General features: G+C 69.8%; 20 protein-coding genes and 2 pseudogenes. 8 read left to right on the top strand and 14 right to left on the bottom strand.

The window, feature by feature from the left end; genetic code table 11:
- The 3 genes from KK483_RS09430 to KK483_RS09420 all read right to left on the bottom strand — a co-directional run bounded on the left by KK483_RS09430 (position 1) and on the right by KK483_RS09420 (position 1,128).
- On the bottom strand, positions 1 to 183 hold the full coding sequence (locus tag KK483_RS09430) for a hypothetical protein (protein WP_262004769.1): 183 nt from the start codon (positions 181 to 183) through the stop codon (positions 1 to 3).
- Positions 184 to 379: 196 nt separating this feature from the next.
- Positions 380 to 700 carry a hypothetical protein gene (locus KK483_RS09425; protein WP_262004768.1) on the bottom strand — a complete coding sequence of 107 codons (321 nt, stop codon included), beginning with the start codon at positions 698 to 700 and terminating at the stop codon, positions 380 to 382.
- 11 nt (positions 701 to 711) lie between these two features.
- The gene (locus tag KK483_RS09420) at positions 712 to 1,128 is read right to left on the bottom strand and encodes an ATP-binding protein (protein WP_262004767.1); all 417 of its coding nucleotides are present in this window, start codon (positions 1,126 to 1,128) and stop codon (positions 712 to 714) included.
- A gap of 338 nt (positions 1,129 to 1,466) precedes the next feature.
- Between KK483_RS09420 and KK483_RS09415 the strand changes: the two genes are divergently transcribed.
- Together KK483_RS09415 and KK483_RS09410 are read left to right on the top strand one after the other, a co-directional pair.
- Positions 1,467 to 2,618: an XRE family transcriptional regulator gene (locus tag KK483_RS09415; protein WP_262004765.1), complete on the top strand. Its 1,152-nt coding sequence runs from the start codon at positions 1,467 to 1,469 to the stop codon at positions 2,616 to 2,618.
- Positions 2,599 to 3,108: an NUDIX hydrolase gene (locus KK483_RS09410; protein ID WP_262004764.1), complete on the top strand. Its 510-nt coding sequence runs from the start codon at positions 2,599 to 2,601 to the stop codon at positions 3,106 to 3,108. The genes KK483_RS09415 and KK483_RS09410 overlap by 20 nt, the downstream gene beginning before the upstream one ends.
- A 302-nt stretch (positions 3,109 to 3,410) precedes the next feature.
- On the opposite strand, the gene KK483_RS09405 is transcribed toward KK483_RS09410, so the two are convergent.
- Together KK483_RS09405 and KK483_RS09400 are read right to left on the bottom strand one after the other, a co-directional pair.
- Positions 3,411 to 3,788, bottom strand: a complete 378-nt coding sequence (locus tag KK483_RS09405; RefSeq protein WP_262004763.1) for a peptidoglycan-binding protein — start codon at positions 3,786 to 3,788, stop codon at positions 3,411 to 3,413.
- Between the two features lie 86 nt (positions 3,789 to 3,874).
- A complete protein-coding gene (locus KK483_RS09400) occupies positions 3,875 to 4,276 on the bottom strand; it encodes a peptidoglycan-binding protein (protein ID WP_262004762.1) in 402 nt (133 codons plus the stop codon).
- Positions 4,277 to 4,461: 185 nt separating this feature from the next.
- Here KK483_RS09400 and KK483_RS09395 point away from each other — a divergent pair, with 185 nt between their 5' ends.
- On the top strand, positions 4,462 to 5,457 hold the full coding sequence (locus tag KK483_RS09395; protein WP_262004761.1) for an XRE family transcriptional regulator: 996 nt from the start codon (positions 4,462 to 4,464) through the stop codon (positions 5,455 to 5,457).
- A 76-nt stretch (positions 5,458 to 5,533) separates the two neighbouring features.
- Here KK483_RS09395 and KK483_RS09390 read toward each other — a convergent pair whose 3' ends face one another.
- The 3 genes from KK483_RS09390 to KK483_RS09380 all read right to left on the bottom strand — a co-directional run bounded on the left by KK483_RS09390 (position 5,534) and on the right by KK483_RS09380 (position 9,272).
- Positions 5,534 to 7,393: a glycoside hydrolase family 15 protein gene (locus KK483_RS09390; RefSeq protein WP_262004760.1), complete on the bottom strand. Its 1,860-nt coding sequence runs from the start codon at positions 7,391 to 7,393 to the stop codon at positions 5,534 to 5,536.
- Positions 7,394 to 7,537: 144 nt separating this feature from the next.
- Positions 7,538 to 8,014, bottom strand: coding sequence for a hypothetical protein (locus KK483_RS09385; RefSeq protein WP_262004759.1), 477 nt, complete (start codon positions 8,012 to 8,014; stop codon positions 7,538 to 7,540).
- Positions 8,015 to 8,216: 202 nt separating this feature from the next.
- Positions 8,217 to 9,272 carry an aldo/keto reductase gene (locus KK483_RS09380; protein ID WP_262004758.1) on the bottom strand — a complete coding sequence of 352 codons (1,056 nt, stop codon included), beginning with the start codon at positions 9,270 to 9,272 and terminating at the stop codon, positions 8,217 to 8,219.
- 131 nt (positions 9,273 to 9,403) lie between these two features.
- Between KK483_RS09380 and KK483_RS09375 the strand changes: the two genes are divergently transcribed.
- Complete coding sequence (locus tag KK483_RS09375) at positions 9,404 to 10,045, top strand: TetR/AcrR family transcriptional regulator (RefSeq protein ID WP_262004757.1); 642 nt, start codon at positions 9,404 to 9,406, stop codon at positions 10,043 to 10,045.
- Positions 10,046 to 10,080: 35 nt separating this feature from the next.
- On the opposite strand, the gene KK483_RS09370 is transcribed toward KK483_RS09375, so the two are convergent.
- The 3 genes and pseudogenes from KK483_RS09370 to KK483_RS09365 all read right to left on the bottom strand — a co-directional run.
- The gene (locus tag KK483_RS09370; protein ID WP_262004756.1) at positions 10,081 to 10,395 is read right to left on the bottom strand and encodes a MazG-like family protein; all 315 of its coding nucleotides are present in this window, start codon (positions 10,393 to 10,395) and stop codon (positions 10,081 to 10,083) included.
- Positions 10,396 to 10,432: 37 nt separating this feature from the next.
- Positions 10,433 to 10,756 (bottom strand): annotated as a pseudogene (locus KK483_RS35480) (DUF6087 family protein); the annotation flags it as partial.
- 977 nt (positions 10,757 to 11,733) lie between these two features.
- Positions 11,734 to 11,874: pseudogene (locus KK483_RS09365) on the bottom strand (IS5/IS1182 family transposase); the annotation flags it as partial.
- A gap of 290 nt (positions 11,875 to 12,164) precedes the next feature.
- Here KK483_RS09365 and KK483_RS09360 point away from each other — a divergent pair.
- From KK483_RS09360 to KK483_RS09350, 3 genes are all read left to right on the top strand, one after another.
- Entirely contained in the window at positions 12,165 to 12,887 is a 723-nt protein-coding gene (locus KK483_RS09360; RefSeq protein ID WP_262004754.1) for a polyketide synthase, read from the top strand.
- A complete protein-coding gene (locus KK483_RS09355; RefSeq protein WP_262004753.1) occupies positions 12,812 to 13,696 on the top strand; it encodes a cytochrome P450 in 885 nt (294 codons plus the stop codon). The genes KK483_RS09360 and KK483_RS09355 overlap by 76 nt, the downstream gene beginning before the upstream one ends.
- 282 nt (positions 13,697 to 13,978) lie before the next feature.
- A complete protein-coding gene (locus KK483_RS09350) occupies positions 13,979 to 14,302 on the top strand; it encodes a nuclear transport factor 2 family protein (RefSeq protein WP_262004752.1) in 324 nt (107 codons plus the stop codon).
- A 105-nt stretch (positions 14,303 to 14,407) separates the two neighbouring features.
- Here KK483_RS09350 and KK483_RS09345 read toward each other — a convergent pair whose 3' ends face one another.
- On the bottom strand, positions 14,408 to 15,265 hold the full coding sequence (locus tag KK483_RS09345) for a PhzF family phenazine biosynthesis protein (protein WP_262004751.1): 858 nt from the start codon (positions 15,263 to 15,265) through the stop codon (positions 14,408 to 14,410).
- Between the two features lie 134 nt (positions 15,266 to 15,399).
- On the bottom strand, positions 15,400 to 16,170 hold the full coding sequence (locus KK483_RS09340) for an SDR family oxidoreductase (RefSeq protein ID WP_262004750.1): 771 nt from the start codon (positions 16,168 to 16,170) through the stop codon (positions 15,400 to 15,402).
- A gap of 132 nt (positions 16,171 to 16,302) precedes the next feature.
- On the opposite strand from KK483_RS09340, the gene KK483_RS09335 reads away from it, so the two are divergent.
- Positions 16,303 to 17,934, top strand: a complete 1,632-nt coding sequence (locus tag KK483_RS09335) for an alkaline phosphatase (RefSeq protein ID WP_262004749.1) — start codon at positions 16,303 to 16,305, stop codon at positions 17,932 to 17,934.
- Here the strand turns inward: KK483_RS09335 and KK483_RS09330 are convergent.
- Positions 17,921 to 18,925, bottom strand: a complete 1,005-nt coding sequence (locus tag KK483_RS09330; protein ID WP_262004748.1) for a Gfo/Idh/MocA family protein — start codon at positions 18,923 to 18,925, stop codon at positions 17,921 to 17,923. The two genes, KK483_RS09335 and KK483_RS09330, sit on opposite strands and share 14 nt — an antisense overlap.
- Between the last annotated feature and the right edge of the window lie 79 nt (positions 18,926 to 19,004).

Genomic DNA, 19,004 nt, shown 5'->3' with positions numbered 1-19,004 from the left:
TCAGCCGACGTCGGTCAGGTTGCCGTCGCCTCCGGGCCACGGCGCGTCACCGGAGGATCCGGCGTTGTCCGACCGCAGGGAGTCGTACCGGTCCTGTACGGCCATCAGCTCCGTGACCGCGACCAGCAGCCCGCTTCGGGCCGGCAGAGGCGGCTTTCCCGTCGGGTCCTTGTCCGTCGTCATGCGGTGGTTCTCCTTCCTCTTCGGCTCCGCCCGGCTGAGGGCGGAAGGTTCGAGCCAACTCGCGCTCGGGGTAGTGCTGTAGGGCGCGATTCGGACAGGTGGAGCTTTGTGGTGCGTGGCGCCCGCCCACGGCGGAGCAAACGGACACCGTCCCGGCCGTTGCTGTCCTTCGGCCATCAGCCGGGAAACTGTGGGCCTACACCAGTACGAGGTCATCCCGGCGCAGGGCTTCGAGGACACGAGCGAGGAGGCGAACGTCGGTTTCCCGCGATTCGAGCGTCGCCCGTCGGCCGTCGGCGTGCCACTCGCCGAGGAGCTGCCGCCACGCGGCCTCCGCCCGCATGACCTCAGTGCGGATGTCGCTGAGGACTAGGTCGGCCTCGGTGCGCAGTCGTACGAGATCGGCGGGAGCAAGACGCAGTGTGCGGATGGTGATTGTGTTCGTAGTGAGCCTCGGGACTGCCAGCTCCACGCACTGCTCGGGGTGGGCGTCGCCGGTCAGTTCGGCCTCATCCATGAGCCGTAGTGTCAGCACGCGGCGACCTCCGCCCACACGGTCTTCCCCCAGCGATGGAGATCGCAGCCCCATCGTTCGCTCAACGCGTCGACGAGAACCAGGCCGCGCCCCTCTTCGGCGTCGGCAGCGGAACGGGTCATGGTGGGGGTGGTGCGGGATCTGTCGGTGACCGTGATTTCAGCCCGCGTCGGACCCGGTCGGCTGACGGTCACTCGAAGGAGCCGACAGGATGTGTGGCGGACGGAGTTGCCGACGAGTTCGGAGACGACCAGCATGGCCGAGTCGACCAAGTCCCCCATGTCCCAGGCGTGCAGGGCCGCCGAAACGAGCAGCCGCGCCCGGCGGGCGGAATCGGGGGCGCTTGGGTACGTCTCCGTGTAGCTCTGTACGCCGATCGTGTTCGCTGGGGGGAGTGACATGGTGGTCATCAGCTGTCTCCTTGTGGGCGGGACATCCGGCCCGCGCGGGGACACGGTCGGACTTCCCTCGTACGCCGCCGGGCGGGGAGCATTGGTTTGACCGGGGCTGCATGTAGTGAACGACGCGGGGCGGTCGTGGGGAGACTCCACGAAGTGACTCCAAGACGGAGTCACCGGGCGGTCGCTGGCCGTAGCACCGATGTGGCACGCAGTTAGGGGGAGGTATGGATCGGCAGACACCAGATCCGCGCGAGATCGTTGCGGGGCTGCTCGATGACGCCCGCTTAGCCGCGGCTTGCCGTGACCGCGACATGGGGGCGTTATTCCGGCTGTTGAACCACCGCGGAGTGAGTACGCGGCGGATCGCGGCGGCAGTCGACATCACCCAGGGGCGGCTCTACGACTACATGAACGGCAAGAGCCGCGTGGAGAAGCTGATCCTGTTCGAGCAGATCGCCGACGCCTTCCACATCCCCGGACACCTCCTTGGACTTAGCCGTCGCCCGTGGGAGCCTGCTGTCCAAGAGCAGCCCCAACAGCCCCAGTCGCCGCCCGACGGGGACGATCTGGCCGCGATGGACGCCTTCCGCGTCGCCGACCGCCAGACCGGTGGCGGGCGCCTGTACGGGGCCGTCGTACGCCACTTGACCGACCGCGTCGCCCCGCGGCTGGTCGACGCCCACACCGGCCTGGAGGTTTTCGCCGCCGCCGGGGCCTTGACCGAGATGGCCGGGTGGATGGCCCACGACTCCGGCCAGGACGACCTTGCCCTGAAGCACTTCGCCCGCGCCCTGCCGCTGGCTCGCACCTCCGGCGACCACCCCCTGGCCGCACACATCGCCGCCTCCAGCAGCCACCTCGCCCTCCAGACCGGCGACACAGCGGGCGCGGCACGCTGGGCCTACGTCGGTCTCGACCTCGCCGGCCAAGGCCCTCGAATTCCGGCGCTGATCGCTCGGCTCCTGACGATGCAGGCCCGCGCCCTCGCGGTGTCCACCCAGCACACCTCCGCCCGCCATGCCCTCGAACAGGCCCAACGAGCCCTTACCGCCTCAGCGGATACCGAGCACCCGTGGCTGTCCACGTTCGACGCCCCCGCACTCGCCAGTGAGTCCGCACTCATCCTGCGAGATCTGGGATGCTACGCCGAGGGCCTGGCCCACGCCGAAGACGCCGTACGCCTGCGCGAAGCAGGCCGTGCCCGCTCCCTGGCCCTCAGCCGTATCACCCTCGCTGAGATCCACGTCCACCGAATCGACCTCGACGCGGCGGTGGACGTCGGTCACGACCTGCTCACCACCAGCCCCACCCTCGGCTCCATTCGCGTCATCCATCAACTCGACGACCTCCGGCGCTTGCTGGAGCCCCACAGGGGATACGGGCCGGTGCGGGAGTACCTGGTGCGCTTCGACGACGCGCGCAGGGCGAGAATGCTGCTCTTGGCCGACATCATCCCGCTGCCCTCGGGAGGCACACCTCATGAAGCCGTCGCCCGATGAACTCGACGCCTGGAATGCCTACCTCGCCGAGGGGAACGCTACCCAGCCCAGAAAGCGGGTCGCGGCCGACGTGCTCCTCCGGGACACAGCCGGCCGGGTGCTGCTGGTGAACCCGACCTATAAACCGGGCTGGGACCTGCCGGGCGGTATGGCTGAGGCGAACGAGCCGCCGGAGGAAACGGTCGTGCGGGAGCTGAGCGAGGAACTCGGCCTGGATGTCATCGTGCGCGGGCTGCTGGTTGTGGACTGGGTGGCCCCACACGGGCCATGGGACGACCAGATTGCCTTCATCTTCGACGGCGTCACGCTCGACGTGCCGGGGGAGCTACGACCGCAGGACGAGGAGTTGTCCGAGGCCGCGTATGTGACGCTGGATAAGGCGCGGGAACTGGTGGACGAGCGGATGCGGGTCAGACTGGCCGCGGCGGTCCAGGCACTGGACGTGGGACGGCCGGTATATCTGCGCGACGGAACGCCTGTCTCATACTGATCACTGTCCATAGCCGCACTGATGAGCGCTCGGGCGTGGCCATGAGACGCCCGACCATTTTCGACGAGGGACGGGACGCATAAGTCCAGAGGTGCTCGGCCTCACTTCCAGCCGCTGACGAAACCGTAGGCCGCGCACGTGCCGTCTGCTGGTGCCCAGGGAACCGGAATAGCCCCCGCTGGGGTGCTCATGATGGGGGCGGGGCGAATTCCGAGAACGACGGAGCCCCCGTCCGGACCGTTCCGGGCGGGGGCGCGTCGTTGCACAGCCGGTCGGCCGGGCGGGAGCCGGCCAGGTGTCGGCTAGGAGCCCGCCCGCCAGTCCCAGTAGGCGAAGTTCCGCAGCCACGGCCATGACTCAGGTCCGCACATGCCGTCCACCGCGATGCCGGCGTCGTAGTTCCGGTTGATGAAGGTCTGGAAGGACCTCATCGCCGCCTGGGAGTTGGAGCCGAAGACGCCGTCGATCGTCCCCGGGCTGAACTCGATGCTCTTGAGCAGGCACTGGGCCTCGGCGCCCGCGCTGGTCACCACGGTCTTGGACGGGACGGCCGTCATTCCGCTGTAGTGCCCGGCGTAGGCGCGCTCTGTCGACTGGTTGTAGGAGTAGGAGCAGGTCACGGCGGCCGAAGAGGGCGTCGCCGATGCGAAGGTGAGGCCGGCGCCGAGAAGTACGGGCACCAGAGCGAGTGTCATGTGTCTGCGGATCGACATGGAGACCTTTCGTTGACTCGGATCCTGTGGGGCGCGGGACTCGTCGGTCGCCGTCAGTAGTAGTAGGCGTAGAACCGCAGGTGGGGCCAGGTCTCGGGGCCGGGCATGCCGTCCACCGTGATGCCCGCCCAGAACGGTGCCTTGTTCAGCTTGCTCTGCACGTCGCGCAGCGCGGCCTGGGACTTCGGTCCGAAGACCCCGTCGACGGTGATGCTGTATCCGATCTCCTTCAGGAGGCATTGCGCCTCCGCACCCGAGCTGGTCACCACCGTCTTGGACGGGACGGCCGTCATTCCGCTGTAGTGCCCGGCGTAGACGTAACTCTCGTCGGAGTACGTGTACGAGCAGGTGGCGGCCTGCGCGGTCGTGGCGGGGCCGGCGAGCACCAGCCCGGTCCCCAGCAGCAGGGTCGCCGCCGCTGTCGTCGTCCTCTTCTTCCATTTCCATGCGGGCATGGATGTGCCCCTCTCCGTCCTGAGCCCCGCGGGGCGGTCCGCTGATCGGAATGGGCTGATCGTGGTGCATGGGGCGATGCCGTGGTGGACAATCGGCGAGGCGTGGGACAACGTGAGATACACACGCCTCTGACCTGCGGGAACATTCCCTTCGGGGACGAAATCGTGAGAGGGGGGCGAGGGGGATGTCACGACGAAGACCGCTTCCTGGGGACCTGCCGCTCGAAGTGAGGCATCTGGTCGAGGCGCTGGGCGAGGCGAAGGACCGGAGCGGGCTCAGTCTGGCCGTGCTCGAGAAGAAGACCGCCTTCAGCAGATCGTCGTGGGCCCGGTACCTCAGCGGTCAGAAGCTGCCACCGCTCAGTGCCGTCAGGGCGCTGGCCGCGGCAGTCGGGGCGGACGATGCCCGGCTGAGCGCCCTGTGGGAGCTGGCCGACCGGTCCTGGAGGCTCCATGGCAGCACCGTGGACGCCGGGGGTTCCGCGGACCGGCAGCACGCCGTGGCCGGGGAGCCTTCCCCTCGGCCCGAAGCCGACGGACCCGATGTCCCCGGGGCTTCGACGACGCGGCCCGTGCCGGCGGCCGGACCGTCCGAGGGGGCCCCACGCCGGTGGCACACCCGTCGGGTCACCACCCTCGCGGTCGCGGGCGCCTCCGCACTGCTCGTGCTGGTTGCGGCGGTTGTCGCGTTCGGTGACGAGCCCGCCGGAGAGGACCCCAGGTCGTCGGCCGTCGCACCGCACGGGTCGGCGCTGCCGACCGCGTCACCGACGGCCGTCACCACCGCCCACACGTCGATGCAGTGCCGACATGACGCGTGCGGTGGTCAGGACCCCAAGGCGATGGGCTGCGGCCAGGACGCGTGGACGGCCGCCGCCACATGGATCTCCGGCGCACTGGTGGAACTGCGGTACAGCCCGCGGTGCGCCGCCGTCTGGGGGCGGATCCTCTGGGTCGGTGTCGGTGACACCGTGATCGTGCGCGGCCCGAACAACAGCGCCCAGAGCGGTCGCGTCAAGTTCGGGGAGGACGCCTACTCGTCGATGATCCCCGTCTCCGACCCGTCCCAGGCACGGGCATGTGTCGAACTCGCGGACGGCCGGGAGGGCGGCTGTACGGGACTGGGGCAGTCGATGGCGGTCTCCGCGCCTCCCGAGCCCTCACCGGCACGGTCGCGGTGAGCCCGGGCCGGCCCCGGCACCCGGGCGCGCGGCCCCCGGGCCCCCGGTGCGCGGCACCGGCCCCGCGCGCGGCAGCTCAGCCCAGCGCCTTGTCCAGGTTGAAGGCGGCGCTGATCAGGGACAGATGTGTGAACGCCTGCGGGAAGTTGCCGTTCTGCTCGCCCGTGCGGCCGATCTCCTCCGCGTACAGGCCGAGATGGTTGGCGTACGTGAGCATCTTCTCGAACGCGAGCCGGGCCTCGTCCGGGCGGCCGGCGCGGGTGAGGGCCTCGACGTACCAGAAGGAGCAGATCGAGAACGTGCCCTCCTCGCCGCGCAGTCCGTCGGGGCTGGCCTGCGGGTCGTAGCGGTAGACGAGGGAGTCGGAGACCAGCTCGTCGCCGAGCGCGTCGAGGGTGGAGAGCCACTTCGGGTCGGTCGGGGAGATGAACTTGGCGAGCGGCATCATCAGGACCGAGGCGTCGAGGACGCTGTCCTCCTGGTGCTGGACGAACGCCTTCCGCTCGGGCGACCAGCCGCGCTGCATGATCTGCCGGTAGATCGTGTCGCGGACGCCGCCCCAGCGCGTCATGTCGGCGGGCAGGCCGCGGTGCTGGGCCAGCCGCATGGCCCGTTCGATCGCCACCCAGCACATCAGCCGGGAGTAGAGGAAGTTCTTGCGTCCGCCGCGGGTCTCCCAGACGCCCTCGTCGGGCTGGTCCCAGTTCTCGCACACCCAGTCGACCAGATCGGTGACGGTGTCCCACTGCGCGCTGGAGATCGGCTCGCCCCACTTGTCGTAGAGGTAGATCGAGTCGATGAGCGCGCCGTAGATGTCCAACTGGAGTTGGTCGACGGCGCTGTTGCCGACGCGTACGGGCGCGGAGCCCAGATAGCCCTCCAGATGCGTGAGCTCGCGCTCCGGGAGCTCGCGCCGGCCGTCGATGCCGTACATGATCTGGAGCGGGCCGGAGCGGGCGCAGGCGATGCACACGTGCTCGTTGAGGTACTGCATGAACGCCTGGGCCTCGTCGGTGAAGCCGAGCCGCAGCAGGGCGTAGACGCAGAAGGCGGCGTCGCGGATCCAGACGTAGCGGTAGTCCCAGTTGCGCTCGCCGCCGACCTGCTCGGGCAGGCTCGTCGTCGGGGCGGCGATGATGGCGCCGGTCGGGGCGTACGTGAGCAGCTTGAGCGTGAGCGCGGAGCGGTGCACCATCTCCCGCCAGCGTCCGCGGTAGCGGGACCGGGAGAGCCAGCGCCGCCAGTACCGCACGGTGGCCTCGAACTCCTCCTCCGCCTCGGCGAGGGGGCAACAGCGCGGCGCCAGTTCGCCGCCGACCTGGTCGAGCGCGAAGACCGCGGTCTCGCCCTCGTGCAGCTTGAAGAGCGACCAGACGTCCTGGCCGTCGGTCTCGACCGGCACGCTTGACGTCAGCGCGAGGGTGCAGGAGGCCGACTCGAAGACCGGGCAGTGGCCGTGCTCGGTGTCGGTGCGGACGACGTGCGGCTCGGTGCCGTAGGCGAAGCGGGGGGCGACCCGGGCGCGGAACGGGAGCGAGCCGCGGACGCAGACGACGCGGCGGATGAGCCGGTGCCGGTCGGCCTCGCGCGAGTCGTCGGTGATCGGCATGAAGTCCTGGATCTCGCCGACGCCGTCGTCCGCGAAGAAGCGGGTGATGAGCACGTTGGTGTCGGGGAAGTAGAACTGCTTGGTCCGTGTCGGCACGTCCGGGGCGAGCTGGAAGGAGCCGCCCTTCTCGGCGTCGAGGATCGAGGCGAAGACGCTGGGGGCGTCGAAGCGGCCGGAGCAGTACCAGTCGATCGTGCCGTTCGTCCCGACCAGCGCGGCGCTGCGCAGATCGCCGATCAGCCCGTGCTCGGAGACCGGAAGGTACCGGGGGGATCCCTCGCCCCCGGGGCCGCGGGCCACGTCGGGGGCTTCCTTGGTCGTGGTCACGGCGACGGCTCCCTCCGCAGTCCCCCCGCAGTACCTCCGACCCCCCGATTCATACTAAGTCCGGATTTCACCGAGTGGTGGGGCGGCGCCTTCGGGGGAAGGCGCCGCCCTGGGGTGGGCCAGAAGACGAACGGTCCGGTCGGGTCAGAAGACGAACGGTCCGGGGTTCTGCGGTGACGTGGCGTTGCAGGTCGCCGTGATGCCGAGCACCACGACCGTGAGGGAGCTCGCCTCCAGGCTGTCGCCGGCGGCGACCGTGCCGTTCAGCGGACCGGTGGAGACGGCGCCGCCCGCCGGGATCGCCGGGTTGGCGTTGCCGGTGAAGGACGTCGTGCCGGAGCCGTTCTTCGTCAGGGTCAGTGTGGACTCGACGGAGTTGGCGGAGATGGGGATGGGGGCGGTGATGGCGGAGGTGGAGACGGTGATCGTCGCGGCCGTGCCGTCCTGGGTCGCGGTGAGGCTCGCCTCGCCGGAGCCGTACGAACCACAGTCGAACGACAACGTTGCCGTCGTCGGCTCGACCGCCTGGGCCGTGGGTGCCAGGGCGAGCGTGCCGGCCGCCAGGGCGCCCGAGAGAAGGGTGGCCGTGCGAAGGGTGCGGTGCTTCGTGGGGGGATTCATGCGGGTCCCGCCTTCGTGTGTGGGGGTACACGGGATGGCGCCGCCGGGCTGCGGCCACCGAGGCTGGTGGGGCAGCCGGTGACGGTTGCCATTGGGGCAGGGGCTTCCCGGGAAAGCAAGACAGGGCGCCGTGATTGGTGGCGTGTGACGGCCACTTTCGGCCGCGGCTGCCCTGGTGCGGGCGGCGTGGCGCGGCTGTGGCTCAGGCCACCGGCGGCGTCGGCGCGTCCACCAGGGCCGCGTCACCGCCCCGGACCTGGTCGCGGACACCGGCGGTGGCCTCGTGCGGCACTCCCAGCGGTACCGCGCTGACCTCCGAGAGGCGCTCGTACTGCTCCGGGCTCAGCTCGACGTCGAGCGCGCCGAGGTAGCTGTCGAGCTGCGCGAGATCACGCGGCCCGATGATCGGCACGAACGAGGTGGCCGCACGTCGGGCGCGCTCGTTGATCCAGGCCACGGAGGTCTGCGCCGGGGTCGCACCGGTCTCCTCGGCGACGGCCAGGACGGCGTCGACGACCGCGGTCTTCTGGGCGGTGGCCTCGGTGTGCACGAGGGTCTTCAGATTGCTGAGCCGGCCCTCGGTGCTCGTCCGGTACTTGCCGGTGAGCAGCCCGCCGCCCAGCGGGGACCACAGCGCAGCGCCGAGTCCGAGGCTCTCGGCCATCGGCAGCAGCTCGCGGTCGGCGGTCCGCTCGACGAGGCTGTACTCGACCTGGATGCCGGCGACCGGGGCCCAGTTCCGCAGCTCGGCGAGGGTGGCGGCCCGGGAGACCCGCCAGGCGGGGAAGTTGGACAGGGCGGCGTGGTGGATCTTGCCCTGGCTGACGAGATCGTCGATCCCGCGCAGGATCTCGTCCATCGGTGTCAGGTCGTCCGGAAAGTGGACCCAGTACAGGTCGATGTAGTCGGTGCCGAGGCGCCTCAGGCTCGCCTCCACCGAATGCACCATGTTCTTGCGGCTGTTGCCCGTCTTCGAGATGCCGGGCTTCGCCGTGACGCCGTTGGTGAACTTCGTCGCGAGGACGAAGTGGTCGCGGTCGGCGGCGAGGAAGTCGCCCAGCAGCTTCTCCGACTCGCCGAACTGGTAGGTGTCCGCGGTGTCGACGAACGTGCCGCCGGCCTCGGCGAACCTGTCGAACATCCGGCGTGCCTCGTCCGGCTCGGCGCCGGCGCCCCACCCCGTGCCGAAGTTCCCGGTGCCGAGTGCGAACTGCGAGACGCGCAGTCCGGTGCGGTGTCCGAAGGTCGTGTAACGCATGAGGATCTCCTGGTCCTGAGTCCTGGTCCTGGCTCTGGTCCGCTCGGCGAAGGAAACCGATCAGTTTACTTATCTCCATGACCGTAACAGGCGCCTGGCTCTTATGTAAAACGATCGGTATCCTCATAGGCGTGACCGAGACCTCGCCCGTACGCAGGCGCCGCGGGCGCGGCGCCAAGGAGCGCATCCTCGAAGCCGCCACCGAGCTGTTCACCGCCCAGGGAGTCAACGCGACCGGGATGGATCAGCTGACGACGGTCGCGGGCGTGTCCAAGCGGACCCTGTACACGCACTTCACGGGCAAGGAAGACCTCGTCCACGCCTATCTGCGGCAGTTCGAGGACGTGGGCCTGCCGCCCGAGACGGCCGCCGCCCCCACCGGCTCCGGCGCCGCAGCCGGCCCCCCTGCCGCAGCCGACCCCGGCGGTCCGGATCCGCGCGAGCAGCTCCTCGCCGTCTTCGACCGGAAGCCGCGGGACACCGCGGGGCCGATTCGCGGATGCCCGTTCCTGAACGCCGCCGTGGAGGTGCCCGACCCCGAGCACCCCGTCCACCGGCTCGCCGCCGCCTACAAGTCCGAGTTCGCGCGGCGTCTGGCCGGCCTGGCACGCAGGGCCGGGGCCTGCGACCCGGACGAACTCGGCGAACAGCTCGCCCTGCTCTACGACGGCGCGGCCGTCCGCAGCACCGCACTCAACAGCGACCGGCCGGCCGCCCATGCACGGTCCGTCGCCGCGCTGCTCATCGACGCCGCGATCGACGGCAAGGGCTAGGCAAGGCAAGGGCTAGCTGTACTGCCCCGGAGGGTTCACGAAGACCGCGCGAGCAGGTGCCGCAGATGGGCGTCGAACGCCTGCGGCGCGTCGGGGTTGAGCGTCCGCAGGGCCACCATCGCCGTGACGATCACATCGCACAGCTCCGACTCCACGTCCTGCCAGCTGTGCGTGGTGCCCTTGCGAGGGTTCTGCCCGGTGGCGCCGATGACGGCCTGCGCCACCTCGCCGACCTCCTCGGACAGCTTCAGCACCCGCAGCAGCGTCTCCTGCTCGGGCGGCCGGCCGTCCGCGGCGGACCGGTCGAGCCAGGTGTGGAGACGTTCGACCGCGTCCCAAATACTGTTCATCGGACGAGCGTGCCATGCCGTTAGGGTGCCGCGGCGGTCATCTGAGCAGCCGAGATGGCAAGAACGTCCCCTGATCCCAAACGTGCAGGTCACTGGGTTGGAGCTCATTCCAGGGAACCCCGTTCCGTACTGAGTCCGTGCTGACTTTCCGGAACTCTTGTGGGCCCGCACGGCTTCTGGTGCCGATCGGTGTGCCTGGGGCGAGCCGCTGTCGCACCGGGCCCGGAGTTGGGGGTCGGCGCCGAGTCGGCCTCCGGGTACAGCGTGCGCTTGGCCTCGCCGAGGTTGGCCGCGAATGCGAGGGCTCCCAGGCGTGCCCGTTCCAGCACTCGACGGCGCGCGGCGCATCCGGGTTCGGGTGCGGGCACTTCGGGCCGTCGCCGGAAAAGACTGGCGCGAAGTCGGCCGCCCCTCGCGCTACGGTGCTCCGTCGCGCGTGATCATGAAGACGGCCCCGTGGACAGCGCTCCGCTCATCGCGCGACGCGGCGTGCCACCCGGCTCCGGGCTCGGCACCGTGCGCTGGGTAATCGAGCGGACGAATGCCGGGATCCATGGCTTCCGTCGGGCTGCGGATCCGCTGGGACAGCCGCGACCACATCCACGAAGTGTTCCTCAAGCTCGCCTGCTGCGTGAGCCTCTTCCGACGCGTCCAAGCATTGTGCCAGCTCCTCCCAGCGCGAGGGGTCGTTGGGGCGGCGGCGTGGGGCCATGACTTCTCCCGGGCGTGGTGAATTCTCCTGCCGACTGCTCGGCGCCTTGCTGCCGCGTGGAAGGTGGCCGGCACAAGTACCCGCAGGGGGTACATGCGTGGCAGTCGTCAACGTGCCCACATTTGAGCGCTCCTACTCCTCGCCATCGAGAATTCGACTCCGAAAAGGCGTTCACTCAGTTCAACAGCACGACCAGGAAGCGCCCTTGCCGTAACACCTCCTTGGTTTGTTCACTCAATTCAATGCCACATTCTGTCCCGCATCGGTAAGGAACCGCCATGACCCTTATGGACGTCGAGATGACCCCCGCTTACCACTGCCTGGCCACGCTACTGGCCCGGCCTCCCCGGCACCGCACTTCATCTGCGGAGTCATCCACTGCGGAGCTGGCCGTGGATAATTTGTTCGCTGCGTTATGCAGCGACTGGAACCTCCTACTAGGTGTTGCGGGTCATGACGTTGTCGAGGCTCACACGATGGGTGCGGGGATGTGAGTTCCGGTAGCGCCTTGTGTGAGTGCCTGCTCTGCTCGCGCGAGTCTGCGGATCGCCTGGTTCAGTTGACTCGAAGGGAGCGTGCGCGAACGGCACACGACCCTAACGGCGGCCCGGGCCCAGCGGATCCTCCGGTGCCCGTGTCGCGGACAGCGCGCGGTTGACAGTCTGCCGGGTAGGCGTGAGCTCGCGGCCAGGCGGGCGTCTGAGCGGCGTCGTCCCCCATGAGCCGGCTCCCATGTAAGCACGGTCGGCGAGGATCGGGACGCCTGGCGTTCGCAGATCCAGTCGAGTGTGGCGTCGCACGACTGAAGTCCTGGCACGTCTTCCTCTGATCCCGGTGCAGCTACGGCCACCCCAGATCGCGCTCAGTAGCGTTCCACGGGCGCGCACGAATTCAACACCCACAACAAGTAGCCAGCCGGAGACTCTTCTCATCGCGCCGCAGTGTGCCTGTAATGGAGGCTGACAGCTCGTCCGAATGCCCTTTGTGGAGACAACGAAAGGAGTAACGTGAAAAATAGCAGTATCCCCGCCTCGGAAGTCGCCATCATCGGCATGTCATGCCGTGCGGCCGGAGTCGAGACACCGTTAGAACTCTGGAAACGGTTGATAGGGGGATAACTCGGTTCTGCCAAGTTCCGGAAGGTCGGTGGCCTGGGTGGGATCCAGGGTCCAGCGCTGCCCCACCACCCCGGGCGGCCTTCATCAAAGGAATCGAGGAGTTCGATGCCCGATTCTTCGGGATATCGCCGAGAATGGCTGCATGGATGGATCCGCAGCACCGGATCCTACTTGAATTAGCGTGGCAGGCTGTTGAAAACGCGGCGTTGAATCCCGATGATCTCGCCGGGTCACCTGTCGCCGTCTTTGTCGGCGCCTGCATGTCTGATTATCGTGAGCGAATGAACAGTGCCAAGCGGGTCGACAGCGCCGCATTTTCTGGAACTTTGATGTCCTTCTCGGCGAACCGCGTATCTTACCAGTCCAATTGGACCGGCCCCAGCATGATCAGCGATTCTGCGTGCTCCTCTGGTCTCACTGCTCTGGGGCTGGCGGTGCGGGGATTACAGGCGGGCGAGTATCCGATGGCGCTGGTCGGGGCCCCAACCTGTTCTCGCATGGTTTCTATGCAAGCACTGCTTTTCGTGGAGGAGCACTCTCCCGTACAGGCAACGGAGCGATCGGCCGGTACTTCAAACCGGGCGCATTGGATGACCTCGAATCAGTCATCCAGGAGATCGCCGATCGACGGCTGGCCGAGCTGGCCGAGCAGATTGTGGTGAAACGCCGGGTGGACTACGCGGCCCTCGTGGCGCATCTGGTGCCGATGGAAGTCCTGTGCAGGCTGCTGGGCCTGCCCGACGACGTCGACGTTCTGGTACAGGCCAGCCGGAACTACCGGTACGCCATGGAGTTGTGGCCGGGGCGTGGGCAGCTCCTGCAGGCCGACATATCGGCGGACGCGGTCGCCGCTTACCTCACGGTTGCCCTCGGGGAACGCAGCAGATGCCCCGCCACAGACGTGCTCGGTGAGCTCCTCACGTTCGAGAATTCCGAGCGTGTCCCTTCGGCTGCGCTGGATCTGGCCACCACCGTGCTCGTGGCAGGCTGGGAGACCACAGCGGCGATGCTGAACAGCATGTTGCTCGGCCTCAGCCGCTACCCCGGACAGGCGGCCTGGCTGCGTGGCCACCCAGAGGCGCTCCCCGACGCGTGCGCCGAGCTGATCCGCTGGGGCTGGGATCCGCCGATCCAGATGGCCAGCCGGGTTGCCGCCCGGGACACGGTTCTGGCCGGGGTGCCGATCCCTGCTGGGCGGGCGGTGATCGCGCTCATCGGTTCAGCCGAGCACGACCCGAGGGAGGTCCCAGAACCTGGCAGCCTGGACTTCACCCGGCCCGCGCGGCGGTCGCTCGCCTTCGGTGTGGGGATGCACTACTGCCTTGGCGCACATCTGGCCCAACTCGAAGCAAGGGTCGTGCTGCGTGCCCTTCTCAGTCGGCTTCCCAACCTGAAAGTGACCGGACCGGCGATCCGGCAACCGGGCATAGTCTTCCGGAGCCTCCATAGTCTCCCCGTGGAGCTCGCATGAGAGGGCCTTCTGCGAGTGAGGTCGGCATTGAGGGTGGTTCACCTCCGGGGAAGCTCTGAGCTGGGAGAACGCCGGTTGACGGTGGGGGCAGGGGCGGGTGTCCCTCCACTGTGGCGGGTGAAGTAGGGACGTCGATGGCGCCGTTGATCGAAGCCAAGGGGTGACGCCGGGTGACGCGCCACAGGTGGGCCAAGGTCCGCGGGACGGACGGCGCTCTGGTGTACGGGTGAGGCCACGCAGTCGTGCCTCGCCTGCCGCACTCCTGTATCCGGAGGAAACCCCATGACCATCCGCCCCGACCAGCTCAACGACCCCGCCGTGCGGGCCTTCGTCAAGGCCCTCAACTCCGGTGACCACAAAGCCTTCCTGGCGGTCCTGACACCGGATGCGACCATGTCCGACGACGGCTCGGACCGGGATCTCGCCGACTGGACCGACAAGGAGATCTTCTCCTCGCGCGGACATATGGAGGTCGAGTCGCAGTCGGCCGACGGGCGCGATCTCGTGGCCCTCTACCGCAACGAGACATGGGGCGAGATGCGCACGAAGTGGAAGTTCACCGTCGAGGGCGAGAAGATCGCACGCTTCGACACCGGCCAGGCCTAAGGGGTGTCGGGTGGGTCATGCTGGGCTCGCGACACTCCCTAGCCCGGGCCGGACGAGCACCAGGCGGAGATCAGCCGGGGCGGCGGGGGCGGACCGGTGGAGCCGTCAGCCGATGCGCGTACCCGCCCCGCTGACCCGCACCCGCCGGTCGCCGGCCACCAGAGTCACCGTCAGCACGCCCGGACGGCCCAGGTCCTCGCCCTGGCGGAGGGTGAGGACCGCCTCCTCGGGCACCAGCCCGAGCTCGCGCGCGTACGCCCCGAAGGCGGCCGCGGCCGCGCCGGTCGCCGGGTCCTCGACGACGCCGCCGACGGGGAACGGGTCGCGCACGTGGAAGACCGTGGCCGACTCCCGCCACACCAGCTGCACGGTCGTCAGGTCCAGCCGGTGCATCAGGGCTTCGAGCCGGTCGAAGTCGTAGGCGAGGTCCGCGAGGCGCGCGCGGGTCGAGGCGGCGACGACGAGGTGGCGGGCGCCGGCGAAGGCGACACGGGGCGGGAACGCCGGGTCCAGATCGTCGGGCCCCGCCCAGTCCAGCGCGGCGAGCGCCTCGGCGAGGTCGTCGTCCCCGACCTCGCCGACGTGCGGCTCCACGCTCGTGAGCGTGGCCCGCAGCGCCCCGTCCTCCTCGGTGACCTCCACCGGCACCGGCCCGACCGTGGTCGTGAACACCAGCTCCCCGGGCCCGATCCGCTCCGCGAGCGCGAGGGCGCTCGCGACGGTCGCGTGCCCGCAGAAGGGGACCTCCGCCTTGGGGCTGAAGTACCGCACGGCATAGGCCCGCTCGCCCTCCGGCGTGAGGAAGGCCGACTCCGAGTACCCCACCTCCGCCGCGACGGCCAGCATGGCGGCCTCGTCCAGACCGGAGGCATCAAGGACGACGCCCGCGGGGTTGCCCCCGGTGAGGTCGGTCGAGAAGGCGGTGTACCGCAGGACTTCGGGGTGTGCTCCGTTGATCGTCATGCCCGCCCCAACACGGCGCGGGTACGGGCTGTTCCCGGTGGGCGCCGCCCCGCCGGCGGGCGGGGACGGAGTCCTCGTGGGGGACCGAAGCCGGCCCCCCGGGTCAGGCGCCGGTCGGCCCCCGGTCAGCCCCCTCAGCCCCGGCCGATGTACGGCATCGCCGTCGCCATCACCGTCGCGAACTGCACGTTCGCCTCCAGCGGCAGCTCCGCCATCTGCACCACCACGCGCGCCACGTCCCTCGCGTCCATCACCGGTTCCGGGGCGAGCCGGCCGTCCGCCTGGAGCGTGCCCGTCTGCATGCGGGAGGTCATCTCCGTCGCCGCGTTGCCGATGTCGAGCTGGCCGCAGGCGATGCGGTAGGGGCGGCCGTCCAGGGAGAGGGACTTGGTCAGGCCGGTCATGGCGTGCTTCGTCGCCGTGTAGGCGATGGAGTGCGGGCGCGGTGAATGGGCCGAGATCGAGCCGTTGTTGATGATGCGGCCGCCCTGCGGGTCCTGGGCCTTCATCGTCCGGAACGCCGCCTGGGCGCACAGGAACGCCCCCGTCAGGTTGACGTCCACCACCGCCCGCCACGCCTCGTGGGAGAGGTCCTCGACCGGCACCGCGCCCGGCCCGAAGGTGCCCGCGTTGTTGAAGAGGAGGTCCACGCGGCCGTGCCGTTCGCGGACCGCGGCGAAGAGGGCCTCGACCGCGTCGGGGGACGTCACGTCGGTGGGGACGCACAGGACGTCCGCGCCGTCGCCCGCCAGGGACGCCGTCTCCTCCAGGGCCTCGGCCCGCCGCCCGGCCAGGGCGAGCGACCAGCCCGCGGCCGCCAGGGCCAGTGCGACGCTCCGGCCGATGCCCGAGCCCGCACCCGTGACCACCGCACTTCTCACCGCACTTCTCACCTCTGCGTTCATGGCGCCGCAGCGTACGGCAGGGCGGCACCACGGATCTCATCCGTCCGACACGCGGATGTTGTGTACCCGACAGGCGGCAGACGCCGCCCCCGACTCGAATGCGAGGGACAACAGCAGCCAGGGGAGGGACATATGACACCCGCACAGCAGCACTCGGACGCATTCCGCGCCGCCGCCCGCCACTTGGGCCGCCGCCGCTTCCTCACCGTCACCGGCGCCGCCGCCGCGGTCGCCTTCGCCGCGAACCTTCCGGCCGCCGGCGCCGCGGCCGCCGCCGAGCTCGACCCGAGGAAGCTCGACCAGGACCCGTTCACCCTCGGCGTCGCCTCGGGCGACCCGCTGCCCGGCTCCGTGGTGCTGTGGACCCGGCTCGCGCCCCGGCCCTACGAGCCCGGCAGCGGACTGCCCGGCTCCCGCATCACGGTCGCGTGGGAGCTGGCCCACGACGAGCGCTTCACGCGCGTCGCCAGACGCGGACGGGCCATCGCCCACCCGGAGTTCGACCACAGCGTCCATGTCGAGGTCCCCGGCCTCGACGCCGACCGCGTCTACTACTACCGCTTCCGCGCCGGCAGCTGGACCAGCCCCACCGGCCGCACCCGCACCGCGCCCAGGCCCGGCGCCCGGATCTCCGAGCTGAAGCTCGCCGCCGTCTCCTGCCAGGCGTACCACGACGGCTACTTCACGGCGTACAAGCACCTCGCTGACGAGGAGCTCGACATCGTTTTCCACCTCGGCGACTACCTCTACGAGTACGCCGTCAACGCCGTCGGCGGCGCCCGCAACCACACCGACCGCCGGCTGCCCGCCCACTTCAACCGCGAGACCATCACCCTGGAGGACTACCGGCTGCGCTACGGCCTCTACCGCAGCGACCCGGACCTCGCCGCCGCGCACGCCGCGCACCCGTTCGCCGTCACCTGGGACGACCACGAGACCGAGAACAACTACGCGGACGAGACGCCCGAGAACGACGTCCCCGCCGAGGAGTTCCTGCTGCGCCGTGCCGCCGCCTACCGCGCCTACTGGGAGAACCAGCCGCTGCGCAGGCCCCAGCAGCCCGAAGGCGCCGACATGCAGCTCTACCGCCGGCTGAGGTACGGGCGGCTCGCCCAGTTCGACATCCTCGACACCCGCCAGTACCGCTCCGACCAGGCGTACGGGGACGGCTGGCAGTACCCCGGGCCCGAGTCCGAGGACCCGGCGCGCACCATGACCGGCGAGACGCAGGAGCGCTGGCTGCTCGACGGCTGGCAGGCTTCGGACGCCGTGTGGAACGTCGTCCCGCAGCAGGTCACCTTCGCCCAGCGGCGCGATGTCCCGGCCTCCCCGTACAAGCTCTCCATGGACGCCTGGGACGGCTACCCGGCATCGCGCGAGCGGATCCTGGCCGGCGCCGAGGCCGCCGGGGTCGACAACCTCGTCGTGCTGACCGGCGACGTCCACGTCGGCTACGCCTTCGACCTGAAGAAGGACTACGGCGACCCGGCCTCGCCGACCGTCGGCACCGAGTTCGTCGCCACCTCCGTCAGCAGCGGCAAGGACGGCGCCGACAAGCCCGCGAACTGGGACAACCTCACCCAGGCCAACCCGCACATGAAGTTCTACAACGGCCGCCGCGGCTATGTGACGGTCACGCTCACCACCGAGCGTGCCCGCGCCGACTTCAAGACGCTCGCCGCGGTGACGACGCCGGGCGCGCCGATCACCACGGCCGCGTCCTTCGTCACCGAGGCCGGCAACCCGGGCCTCACACCGGCGTAGCCGCGAGCTCACCCGGATAGCGGACGCCGACGCGGTCCCGTACCGCGTCGAGCGTCCGCATCACCGCGAGCGAACCGTCCAGCGGCACCAGCGGCGACTCCGTCTCACCGGCCCGCAGACACCGCATCACCTCCGCGGCCTCGTACCGGAACGAGTACCGCTCGTTTCCGGGCGCGTACTCCTCCGGCTCGCGGCCCGCCCGGTGCAGTACGAACCGCTCCGGGTGGAAGAAGCCGCGGGGCAGCTCGATCCGGCCCTTCGACCCCGTCACCGAGGCGGTCATCGGGGTGTCCGCGACGATCGAGCAGGACAGCAGCGCCGAGGCCCCCGACTCCGCCCAGCCCAGCAGGATGCCCGTGTTCAGGTCCACGCCCTCGTCGGAGAGCAGCGCATGCGCCCGGACGTCGTCGGGCTCACCGAGCAGCAACTGCGCGAACGAGACCGGGTACACCCCGAGGTCAAGGAGCGCACCGCCGCCGACGGCAGGGTCGCGCAGCCGGTGGTCCGCCGCGAACGGGCCCGCGAGCCCGAAGTCGGCGTGGATCGTGCGGACCTCGCCGATCGCACCGTCGCGCACGAGCTCCGCCATGCGCCGGATGACCGGATTGCAGTACATCCACATGGCCTCCATGAGGAACAGACCGCGGGAGCGCGCCAGCGCCACCAGTTCCTCGGCCTCGGCCGTGTTCAGCGTGAACGCCTTCTCGCACAGCACCGCCTTGCCCGCCTCCAGGCAGAGGCCGGCGGCGGCCCGGTGCGCCGCGTGCGGGGTCGCGACGTACACGACGTCCACGTCCTCGTCGGCGGCGAGGGCCGCCCAGTCCCCGTACGCCCTCGGTATCCCGAACCGCTCGGCGAAGGCCGCGGCCGAGGCGTCCGTACGGGAGGCCACCGCGACGACCTCCGCATCGGGCATGGCGTTCAGATCCGCCGTGAACTGCGCCGCGATGCCTCCGGTCGCCAGCACACCCCACCGCACCGTGTCACCCATTGCCCCGCCCCTCGGCCCCGTACGGCCATAGAAAGGTCTCGACCACTCCGACGAGCTGAGAGCATAGGGGGCGACGACA

Source organism: Streptomyces sp. FIT100, assembly GCF_024584805.1.
GTDB lineage: Bacteria > Actinomycetota > Actinomycetes > Streptomycetales > Streptomycetaceae > Streptomyces.
The sequence above is the reverse complement of the archived record's forward strand: the minus strand, read 5'-3'. Positions and strand labels throughout refer to the sequence as shown.